Origin of the sequence: Geoalkalibacter sp. (assembly GCF_030604225.1) — a bacterium.
Taxonomy (GTDB): domain Bacteria; phylum Desulfobacterota; class Desulfuromonadia; order Desulfuromonadales; family Geoalkalibacteraceae; genus Geoalkalibacter.
In genome coordinates, this window is sequence record NZ_JAUVWH010000110.1 from 1 (window position 1) to 10,865 (window position 10,865).

The following is a 10,865-nucleotide window of genomic DNA, read 5'->3' on the forward strand; positions in this document are numbered from 1 at the left end:
CGGACAGGCGCAGGTTGAGAATGGCGGCCCGCGACTGATGCGCCAGCACCTTCATCAGATCGTAATCCTCGTAGGTCAGCGCCTCGTCGGGATTGATCCGCCCTTCGAGCGCGATAAAACCTTCCAGACGCTCCTCGCCGAGCAGAGGGACGAGGTACTCAAAGCCGCTATCCTTCAGGGGGGAGACCGCAGACTCCTCATCCTCTTCTGAGACATCGACGATCCAGTCGCGTTCGCGCATGTGGTCGATCAGCGTATCATCGCCCTTGAAGCCCTGTCGCAGCCCGCCCCGCTCAAAGAATGCGGCACGATCGAAATATCCACCCTCGGCATCGGACAAAAAGAGGCTCGCCCCACGAAACCCGAAGGTTTCACTGAAAAAGGCCAGAATAGCCTGTTTCAGTTCTCCAGGGCCGCGGGCACGTGAGAGCTTCTGGGTGAAATCGAGCCATTGCTGGCGATAGTCGAACTTGTTCTGATAAAAATGCTTGTGCAGAAAAACGCGGATTTTCCGCCGGGTTTTTTCCGACAACAGAACGGCAAGGACGGCAACGCTGCCGATCAGAGACAGGATGATGAAAAAACTGCGCTGGGACGATTCGCCGAAATACCGCAGCCCTTCCCCCAGCAAGGCGATGGCCAGGAAATAGAGGCCGATGATGAAAATCACCACCGAGCGGTAGGCCATGTCCGGCGAGAGACGAATGCCCGGCGCCTGTCCCCGACGCAATCGTGAATAGGCCATGAAACCGATGGCCGTCAGCAACAGAATCGCCCGCGCGGGCGAAAGGCTCATGTCAATGGAGCGATACAGCAGACTCTGGCTGTAATAAATGATGAAAAACGCGATGGCGAGACCGGCGCCGATCACCTCGTACTTGATGCGCCAGCGATCCTGGCGCGGCGAACTCATCAGGGTCACTTCGAGATTGACCAGGGCCAGAATGAGAAACAGCAATATCCCGATAAAGAAAAAATAGCCCGGATTACCCAGGAACAAAATCAGCTCTTCACCGAAATCCGGCGAATAGAAAAACTCCTCGACTGGAATCAGAAGAACTGCAAGGGGCATCAGCGCAGCAGCCAGGAGAAGGCCGCGCTGCAACCAAGACATTCCCGGAAGTCGCCCCAATTTGAGGGAATAAAACAGCCAGGTGAACGGCAGCAGCGCTTCCGCCAACAGGCCCCAGCGCTTCAATGCCATGAGATTTTGCGGGTGACGCATGGCCAACAGGTCGCAGATTTCAACCGCCAGAGCAATGGACAGCGCCGCGAAAAGGGCATAGGTCGCGGCCGTGGGCCGCCGCCGCAGCAGAAGCACAAAAAAGACGGCGACAACCGCCAGGGACAGGATAACCAGGAAAAAATGCGACATGGTTCCGTCGAGTTGTCTTATTCCGGCAAATAGGCGCTCAGGAGCGGCACAAAGTCGTCCATGAAAGCTTCGATGGTGGCGACCGCATCCTCCACGTTGTTCCTCACGGGAGCCGAGAGCCGGATGAAGGCAGCGTCGTTGCGCCGGTACTTGAGGGAATTAAGAACCATCTGCGCCTTGAGCAGGTATTCGTTGGTGATGGTGGCATCCTTCATCTGGTACCAATAGACAAAAACCTCCCGCGCCGTGTCTTTCTGATAGACCGCCTGCATCACGTGAATCGGCCTTTCCCCCTCCACCTCAATGGTGCGCTTGCTTGACCCGGCAGGAACCCAGCCGCTCCCCGGCAGACAATGACGAGGAGAATGAATCTGCGCGCCCTCGCGTTGGGTCTCGTAATATCCGATATAAACATTGACAGCATCGGCATCGCGCCGGTAATCCCGCATGAGATAATTGGTGACCCGCAACTGCTCCAGAACGCTATCGCTCAATGCATAGTCCGCCGCCCGCCACTCCTCAAGCTGCAAGGGAAAACCCGCTAGATCCTGCTTGATCGGCACCCGGTCATGAAAAGGACGCGCCTGCACGTAAATCGCGAATCCCAGGACGATCAACCCAACCAGCAATAAACGCTTACCCATGACGCGACCTCCCGATGCGGCTCAGCACGCCTGCCGCACCAACCAGCATGGCCATGGCCAGGGCAAACACCGCCAGCCCGGCGAATTCGTGAAAAAACCCCTGGGCCACCTCGGGGCCGAAGTGGCTGGCCAAAACGCCCGTGCCCACCACGCGCACGCCGTTGGCGAACACCGCCATGGGAATCGCCAGAGCCACCAGCACGATGCGCTTCCACATGGGTTTGAAGAACAGATAGGCCATGGCCGTCGCCAGGGCCAGCAGGGAAATGATGGAGCGGATGCCGCTGCACGCATCGGCGACTTCCAGGGAGGTGTTGGTCAGATGAATGATGTTGCCCTCGCGCATGACCGCCACCCCCAGAAATTTCATGATCTCCACCGAATACTTGGTGATCATCATGCGCAACGGGAAGGCCACGGTGTCGTAAAGAATATAGGGCAAGGGCACCATGAAAACCAGAAACGCCAGGGGAAGAAGCAATTCGCGAAAAATCGGCCACCCCAGGGCGAACAACAAAGCCCCCGAAAGCACGACGATCATGGACATGCGGATGGTGAAGGATTCCCCCGCCACGCTGCCCACCAGAAACATGGCCAGTCCGCCCAGGGCCAGGAACAAGCCCAACAGCGAACGACTCGGAGTCATGGCGAGCAGCACGTCTTTTTTCTGCCAGACGAAATAACCCGAAATCAACGGCACGAGAAAACCATGGGAATAATTGGGGTCACGGTTCCAATCCCCCACCATGCCGGAAATGGCCTGCATGTAGAGCAGGCCGAAAGCCGCGATGAACAACCCTGCCCCAGCCACCGTCGTCAGATCCAAACGTAAGGACTTCATAAGACTCCACTATTGGAAAAATTGTACCTGCATGCTATGGTTTCACGTTTTTTCATGTCTTTTAATACCTTGCCGACCACCACGGACAGCGCGCGAACCATGACCGAAACGCCTCCCCGCTCGACCCTTCGCCTCGCCGCCGTCGGTGACCTGCTGCTGACGACCCGACCCAACGCCACACAAGCAGGACGCGGACTGGAAGCCCTCTCGGACGAAATCCGCGAACTTTTCGCCGGCTGCGACCTGGTCCTGGCCAACCTGGAATGCACCCTGACCGGTGCCGACCAGGTTCCCACCGAACCGCGCGTTTTCGCCTCCGCATCCCAAATTCGCGGTCTGGCCGAAGCCGGAATCAATCTCGTGACTTTGGGCAACAATCACGCCTTCGACGGCGGCGACCTGGGTTTTCAGACGCTCAAAAACCAGCTCGACGACCTCGGCATCCAGGCGTGCGGCGCGGGTCTGACGCTTGCGGACGCGGCGCGGCCGGTCATCCTTGAGATCAAAGGCCTGCGCATTGCCGTGCTTGCCGTGGTCGACGGATCCAGCGGCATGTACCGTTTTGCAACCCACACCACTAGCGGCGTCGCACCTTTCGAGATGGCGGCTCTGCGCCACACCCTTGCCGAACTGCGCCAAGACGTCGATCATATCATTTTCACTCCCCATTGGGGCGAGGAGCGCTTCCGCTGTCCGTCACCCGAGCAGATCGCCCAGGCCCGCGCCCTGATCGATGCCGGCGCAACCCTGGTCCTCGGCCATCATCCCCACGTTCCGCAAGGCATGGAATTGTACCACAATTGCCCCATCGCCTACTCCCTCGGAAATTTTCTCGCCAATGACGTCTATTGGGACAACGGCGATGTCCTGACGTGGAATCGCTTCGAGCGTACCGGCTGCATTCTGCTCGCAGAACTCGATCAAGCCGGTGTGCGCTCCGTTCAGCAGATTCCCGTTTATGACGACGGCCGCGTCCTGAGCATCGACACCAGCGGCCGCGGCGAGCGCTACCTGACCCGGGCCAACCGCTACCTGGAGCGAGGCATCACCCCGGTTCGCTATCGCCTCGAAACCTTGCGGGTGCGCACCCTGCTGCCCATTCTCACGCAGCTTCGCTGGAACAAGCTACGCCGCCTGCGCCCCGGACACCTCCGCAAAGCCATCCGGCTTTTCGTTCGGGGCATTCGCCCGTAGGGGCGAGGCGCTGCCTCGCCCTGGGCGACCCACCGGGTCGCCCCTACGCCGTTCGGCGTCGTGCATTTTGCCCAGCAAACCACCTTGCGCCACGCCATCCGGCTTTTCGTTCGGGGCATTCGCCCGTAGGGGCGAAGCGCTGCATCGCCCTGGGCGACCCACCGGGTCGTCCCTACCGTTCCGGCAAAACCACCGGCGGCAGGATGAGATCGGAAAAATCGTCCGGCGGTTCCCAGGGCGTGTAGGACCAGGGACCAAGGTTCTTCAGCCGTTCATCCGTGCCGCGCGCCACCGGCAGGGCCCCCTCGCCCGTCGCTATTTTCACATCCAGATCATAAATGCCCCGGGTTTCGGCAACGGGCAACAAAGGTTCGCTGCCCGCTCCGGCGTGAATCCAGGCATTGCCCCGAAAAACAAAGGTCTCGGGTGCCGTGCCCGGGCCGACATTGAACAGGGTCGTCACCCCTTCGTCCGTCACCACCAGATTGTCTGCGAAAACTCCCTTGCCGCAGGGCGCGAAACGCGGGTCGGTCGATTCCTGGGCGATGTGCCCCACCCGTTTTTCCGGCAAATAGAAAAGATTTCGCTGCACGAGACTGTCCTGGGCGGTGATCCAGGCGATATGCACATCGCCACCGACGAAGGTGTTGCCGGCGATGGAAATATCCCGCGCCTCGAAATCCTCCACGCTGGGGCGAAAGAATTCCAGCCCGGTCTGCCCGCCAATGTGAACCGCCCGCCAACCGGCATCTCGGAAAAACGAACTCTGCACCAGAATATGGCGTGATCCGCCCTTGATCTGGATGCCGTTGGCGGTGCGATAGCCCTCCGCGCCGAGGATCCGGCAGCGCTCGATCAGCCCATGCCGACACCCCACAAGGTCGATGGCCGAGCCGCCCCACCCCTCGAAAACGCAATCCCGCACCACGAAGTGATTGACACCCGACATTTTCAGCGCGTCATGGTTTCCCGCCGGGCCGATGTCCCTGATCCTGAGGTGTTCTAGAATGATATGGTGCGAAGCCTCACGCTTATCCCGCAGGCCGTCATCCGCGATATTGATGCCGTTTTGCCGATACCCCTGAAAAACCAGACGGCTCAGCTTGATATACGAACAGCTGCTGAGCTTCACCCCCTCGCCAGGTCCCTCGAACACCGGCGGATTTTCCGGATCGGCGGCCCGAAGAACAATCGGTGCCTCAGCCGTCCCATGAACGTTGCGCAGATAAATGCCACCTTGGTACAAGCCGGGCGCGATCTCGATCACCGTGCCCGGTTGGACCTCGCGCAACGCCGCCTTCAATTCTGCAAACGATGAAACAGAAAACGTCGGGGCACCGAATGCCTCGCCCAGCCCCGCAAACCAGAAAAGAAAAATGATGACCGAAAAAAATCGCATGGGGATACATCCATGGTTCAGAAAGGCGCAAGGGCGCAGCATGCTGCGCCCCTACTCAGCATTCAAAATCCAGCATTGAGACCAATTCCGTGCCGAGCGTCCGGGCGCCGGCGAAACGCCATCCTTGACGCCGCACCCGTGCCTTGCACGCCTGGAACCATTTTTTGAATTCAATCTCAACCCGCACCGGATGGGCGAAAGTCAAGGGCCGCATCTCGTCAAGTCGCGCCACCGCGCGTCGCACCCCCAGATAGATTTGCTCCTCGGCCACGGCCGGGTGCTTGCTGAAGGCGCAGTTGCGGCCAAAACCCTGCTTGGTCGCCACCGTTTCGATCCAGGGCATGATGGAGAGGGCTTCCCGACAACCCAAGTCATCGCTCGCCACAAAGATCGGCGGTACGCCCCATTCCCCGGCCACGGCGGCATCCAGGGCCATTTCGCCCACCGTTTCGCCGTGCACACGGATGGCGCGGTAGGCACCGGGGCTGTAGGTGTGGGCCAAAACAGCGCCGGGCGTGCCTTCCATGGCGTGATAGCCGATCATCAGCACCCCGGCATAGGTTTCATCCAGCTGCGGAAAACGGCGCTTGAACCCCGCACCCAGCAGCACCTCGCAACGCCGGTCCAGCCGGTCGAACACCAGGTTGGCGCCCACCCCGTGATTGTCCCAGACCACGACCTTTTCGGCCCCCGCGTCAAACAGGGCACGCGCCGCCGCGTCCGTTTCGCGAGTCGCCTGCTCGCGGGCAAATCCCATATCGCGAGAATCGCTCAGCGCCCGCCCCGGCTCACCGACCACGCAGGCCGGCCCGTCGCAATCCACGGCAATCATGAACTTCATTGCGAAGTAAAGCTCCTTTGCCGATACAACTCTTCCGCGACCTTGCTGATCACCGGCCGATATTTGCCCGAGGGTGCCGGGGCGATGTCGTCGACAATCTCCACGCGAATCTCGTCGTCGCCTCCCAGACGCTGGGCCACCTTTTTCCGTACCTGTTCACCGCCGTCCGCCGGAAAGCGCTCGTCCACCACCAGGCGAACACGAATTTCACCGATTTTCTCCTGGACCACCTGAAACTTGACGATGCCCTCCACGGAGCGCGCAATATAGATAAAGGAATAGCCCACCACCCATTTGCCTTCTCGGGTCACGACAAATTCCACGGCGCGGCCGCCGCTGATGCGGATGCTTGAGAGATTGCGGCCGCAGGCGCAAGGCTCGCGGGACAGGGTCACGATGTCGCCCGTGCGGTAGCGAATCACCGGAAACGCCGGACCGACGATATTGGTCACCACCAGCTCCCCCTCGCCGTCCGTCGGCACAAGGGTCTGCGGGTCGATGGTCTCCAGGATGACCTGCTCGTCCATGCAGTGCATGGTGCCCTCATTGCATTCATGTCCGATCAATCCAGCCTCCCGCAGGCCGTAAGAGTCGCGCACCGGCACGCCGAAGCCCTCGGCGATGAGGTCGCGATCGACATCGGAGAGCATTTCGCTGGTGGTGATGATCACCTCCAGCCCAACCTTGCGCAGTTCACGCAAATCCAGCCCCAGGGACTGCGCCATGGTCACCGTCAGCACGAAGGTGCTCGGGTAGCCGAAAATGCACTTGGGCCGCCAGGCCAGCCAGTCGGCGACGTTTTTTTTCAGCCGCTCCGGCGTGACCTCGAAGCCGTTGGTCAGGCCGTCGTTGATCAACCAGTCGCGCACGCGCTTAACCCGATCCTGCTTGCTCAATTCCACGGGCGAGCCCCAGTAATACATCTCCTTCTCGCCGCGCCGCACTCCCACCCACTCGTGCCCGCGCATGCGCGCCGCGTTGATGTGCGCCTCGCGCGTCGAAGACGTATAAAATTGCAACGCCTCATTGGTCGAGCCGCTGGTGCGCACCAACTGGAGCCGCTTGCCCTCGCCGCGCCACACCATGTCTTCCCTTCGCGCGCGCAGGGTGTTCTTTTCCAGTAGAGGAAAACGCCGCAGATCGTTCAGGGTGCGAATGTCGGCCGGGGTAAATCCTAGACCATCCATCACCTCGCGCCAGTAGGGTGTGTGGTCATAGGCAAGGCGCGCCAAAGTCCGCAAGCGATCAAGTTGCAGTTGGCGGATGCGCTCAGCCGGCCGGCACTCGCTCGCCAGCAATTCGAAGAGAATCCGAAAACTCGGGCGACCCAGGGCCAGTTCCTGGAGATGAAAAAGCCGGCGTGCCAGGATGGGGAGCATAAACGCCTCGTTAGGAAAAACCATCGCCGTTCCGTAGGGGCGACCCGCTGGGTCGCCCAGGGCGAGGCACCGCCTCGCCCCTACAAAATCAGGCCAATTCCTGGAGGGCGAGGCACCGCCTCGCCCCTACAACAATTCAAAACCAATAAAAATTATTCACCCCTTGCACCGCCTTGCGCACCAGGGCTCGCAGGGGTTTGTTGATGGTGCAAGGCGGCACGGCCTTGGGCTGATAGCCTTCTTCCCGCACTAGGCGCCCGAGTTCCGCGAAGGTGCGGGCTGGGTATTGGGCGCGCACGGCGTTCATCCAGCCGCAGAATTTCTCAAAGCGCCGCGTCACCACCCGGTTGAGCTTGCCGCCGGTGTACTGGTGATCGCGCACCTTGAACAGGCTGAAGCTGTGCAGGATGGCCACCGTATCGCCGCCCGCATCGCAGATCAGGCGGGCGGCATCGCGGCATTCCTCGAAGGATGAGCCCATGAGATCCACGGGCTTGGCGGGGTGCAGGCCGGGAAAGTTCGGTTGCCGGTAGGCCGAAAGCGCCACCTCCAGCACCTCGCCGTACCATTTGCCGCCGTTGTAGCGCTCGGTTTCGGCAAAGCGGCACTGCCCGCCCACATAGGGAAAGGTATAGCTGCTGTCGATCCACAGGCCCGCATCGGCCAGGGCCGCCAGGGTTTCCTCCGAGGCACCCATGTTGCCGGCGCGAAAGGCGATGGGTCGCGTGCCCGTCCAGGTTTCGAGCAGATCGGCGCCGCGCGTGATGAGTTCGGTCTGCCACTCAAGGCTCAGATCGGCCATCTGATCGGTTTTCTTGAAGGGCTTGCCCGCCTTGTGCAGGCCGTAATGCACATGGTTGGGATGGATGTGCAATTGCACGTCCTGCCCCCGTTCAACCAGATAACGCACCACCGGCTCCGTTTCTCCGGGCCAGCCGAGATCGTCGTTGAAGGGTTCGACAAAGAACGTCGCCTTGAGGTCGTTTCGCGAAAGGATGTCGCAAATCAATGGAATACCGAGTTTTTTGTCTCCATATTCCCCCATCATCCCCACCCGCGGCGAAATGGGCTTAAGAGTGGGATTGCCCCAGGCACCGCCCATGGAGCACTCCACATCAAAGGTCATGAAAATGCCGGGCAGCGTCATGGCGTACCTCCCCCCGTCGAGGCGACGGAATCGACAAACCGGAACTCAGCGATTAGCGGATAATGGTCCGAACCCAGATCCGGCCCCACCCAGGCGCGCACGGGCTTGACTCCCGGAGTCGAGAGGATATGGTCGATGCGCGCCGAGTAGCGAAACCGATTGATTTTGGTGAACTTGGTGTAGCCATAGCCGAATCCGCTCCGGCCGAAGGCATTGGCGTAGCTTGACCAGATCCGCCGATAAATCGGGCTGTCCACCGTCAGATTGAAATCCCCGGCGATGATTTTATTCTCCTCGGGAAACGAAGCGATCCAGGCGTAGAGGCCGCTGGATTCATACCAGCGATCCTCGATCATCTTCTGTGTCGCTTCGATCTGCGACAGATCAAAAATCGTTGTTTCGTCCAGCACCTTATCCAGGGCTCGACGCGGCGTCAGGATGTCCACGCAGGCAAAGCCAAGAGGCCCCCGAGGCGTTTCAAGCACACAATAGATACCATTGACCTGCGGTTCGCGTTTTGAAATGTCGCAGCGAACAATCGGATAGCGCGACACCAGCAAGCTTTCCCCGGCCCGTTTGACATGCCACTGCGGCGGCAAGTTGAAACGTCGCGGGGCGATTTCCTGAACAACGGCGAGATCGGCCTGAACCTCGTCGAGCAGTCCGGCAAACTCATCGGCCGTGACTTCCCAGCGCTTGATATTGTAAGTCAGGACGCGCAAATCGGCGGGTTCTGAAGATACCAAGGGCGACTTGGTCAGGTTGAACCCCATCATCGGCCAGGCGATCACCAGGGCAACCACCGCCAACATCCACAATCCGCGGCGATACCACAAGAGCGCCAGGGGCACCAGCACGACCAGCGGAAAGAAATAGATCCAGCGCGGCCCATACAGCAATACAGTGCCGAACCACCAGCGATCCCCGCTGAAATACATGAGGGCATACACCCCGACAACCGCCAAGGCATAGGCGTAAACGCTCAGGGACACAAAAAGCTTAAGCACCCGGATGCCCGATGATGTCATGCCCGCGCGCGCCCAGCTTCTTGACCATCAGCTTCAGATCCACGAAAAACGGCTTGAGATCCGACCAGAGAAACGAATCGTCCTTGGTCCAGGGGCCACAGTTCCACAAAAAGGTGACAATCGCCTTGACGGGGCTGAGATGCTTCTGCCCCGGCGGCAACAGGTCGCGGCGCAGATGGCCCAGCAGCCAGTTGGCGTCGCCGCCCAGGATGCGCGTGCGCAGGCCGACGCGGTAGGTTTTCTTGCGCATCTTGTCCGGCTCGAAATGACTCTGCCACAACAAAAAGGATGCTTCGAAACCGGCCATGACCACCGTCGGCAGACCGCCGCTGAAGCGCGGGTTAATCTCTAAAAAGATATACTTGGCACTCTCGGGGTCGTAATGGAACTGCACTCCGGCGATGCCCTGCCACCCCAGGGCCTTGAGCAGCTTCACCGTGTCGTCGATGACCGCCTGGTGATGGCAGCTGATGCGCTGCACCGTCACCCCGCCCGCCAGGGGCATGTGGTGCTCGCCGATGTAGTCGCCGGTGGCGAAGGGCTCGCCGTCGTGCATGAGGATCTGCACGTGCTCCTCGGCGCCGGGGTGATATTCCTGCACGATGACGTTGTCGGCGAAATCCTTGAATTTCTCGTACCAGCCATCCAACTGCGCGCGATTTTCCGCGTAGGCGGCCTTCAGGGGCACCTTGCCGGCGTCGATGTTCTGCCGCCGGGTGCGCAGCACCAGGGGAAACGCCAGGGCCTCGCCGCCATGCTGCTCCATCAGCTCATCGAGCCTCATGCCCTTGGCCACGGGAATGCCCAACTCCACGCAGAGATTTTGCAGATAATCCTTGTCCGTGGATTTGTCGAACAGCTCGCGGCTGGGAGAAAACAGATGGATGTCGGGCTCGAAGCGTTCGCGCACCGAGATCAGGGCATTGTGATAGGCTTCCGACACCGGCATGATGGAGCCCACGTCGAGGCGCCGCGCCAGTTCCTCGATTTCATCGGCGAATCCCGGCTTGCCCGGCC

Annotated in this window: 10 protein-coding genes; 1 reads left to right on the top strand and 9 read right to left on the bottom strand. The window is 60.4% G+C overall.

Features of this window, described 5'->3' with window-relative positions; all coding sequences use genetic code 11:
* The 3 genes from QAT43_RS11620 to xrtA all read right to left on the bottom strand — a co-directional run.
* Positions 1-1,375, bottom strand: a 1,375-nt coding sequence (locus QAT43_RS11620; protein ID WP_305043244.1) for a GAF domain-containing protein, incomplete at its 3' end; no start/stop codon positions are given.
* A 17-nt stretch (positions 1,376-1,392) separates the two neighbouring features.
* Positions 1,393-2,019 carry an exosortase C-terminal domain/associated protein EpsI gene (locus QAT43_RS11625; RefSeq protein WP_305043245.1) on the bottom strand — a complete coding sequence of 209 codons (627 nt, stop codon included), beginning with the start codon at positions 2,017-2,019 and terminating at the stop codon, positions 1,393-1,395.
* Positions 2,012-2,860 carry an exosortase A gene (gene xrtA, locus QAT43_RS11630; protein WP_305043246.1) on the bottom strand — a complete coding sequence of 283 codons (849 nt, stop codon included), beginning with the start codon at positions 2,858-2,860 and terminating at the stop codon, positions 2,012-2,014. Before xrtA ends, QAT43_RS11625 begins: the two co-directional genes overlap by 8 nt.
* A 54-nt stretch (positions 2,861-2,914) precedes the next feature.
* Between xrtA and QAT43_RS11635 the strand changes: the two genes are divergently transcribed.
* The gene (locus tag QAT43_RS11635; protein WP_305043247.1) at positions 2,915-4,054 is read left to right on the top strand and encodes a CapA family protein; all 1,140 of its coding nucleotides are present in this window, start codon (positions 2,915-2,917) and stop codon (positions 4,052-4,054) included.
* Between the two features lie 172 nt (positions 4,055-4,226).
* Here QAT43_RS11635 and QAT43_RS11640 read toward each other — a convergent pair whose 3' ends face one another.
* The 6 genes from QAT43_RS11640 to QAT43_RS11665 all read right to left on the bottom strand — a co-directional run.
* Positions 4,227-5,345 carry a right-handed parallel beta-helix repeat-containing protein gene (locus QAT43_RS11640; protein WP_305043248.1) on the bottom strand — a complete coding sequence of 373 codons (1,119 nt, stop codon included), beginning with the start codon at positions 5,343-5,345 and terminating at the stop codon, positions 4,227-4,229.
* 163 nt (positions 5,346-5,508) lie between these two features.
* Positions 5,509-6,294, bottom strand: coding sequence for a M55 family metallopeptidase (locus tag QAT43_RS11645; RefSeq protein ID WP_305043249.1), 786 nt, complete (start codon positions 6,292-6,294; stop codon positions 5,509-5,511).
* A complete protein-coding gene (locus tag QAT43_RS11650) occupies positions 6,291-7,673 on the bottom strand; it encodes a phenylacetate--CoA ligase family protein (protein ID WP_305043250.1) in 1,383 nt (460 codons plus the stop codon). Before QAT43_RS11650 ends, QAT43_RS11645 begins: the two co-directional genes overlap by 4 nt.
* A 136-nt stretch (positions 7,674-7,809) precedes the next feature.
* Entirely contained in the window at positions 7,810-8,820 is a 1,011-nt protein-coding gene (locus QAT43_RS11655; protein WP_305043251.1) for a polysaccharide deacetylase family protein, read from the bottom strand.
* The gene (locus tag QAT43_RS11660; RefSeq protein WP_305043252.1) at positions 8,817-9,758 is read right to left on the bottom strand and encodes an endonuclease/exonuclease/phosphatase family protein; all 942 of its coding nucleotides are present in this window, start codon (positions 9,756-9,758) and stop codon (positions 8,817-8,819) included. Before QAT43_RS11660 ends, QAT43_RS11655 begins: the two co-directional genes overlap by 4 nt.
* Positions 9,759-9,819: 61 nt before the next feature.
* Positions 9,820-10,865: ATP-grasp domain-containing protein (locus tag QAT43_RS11665; RefSeq protein WP_305043253.1), on the bottom strand; the 1,046-nt coding region annotated here is incomplete at its 5' end.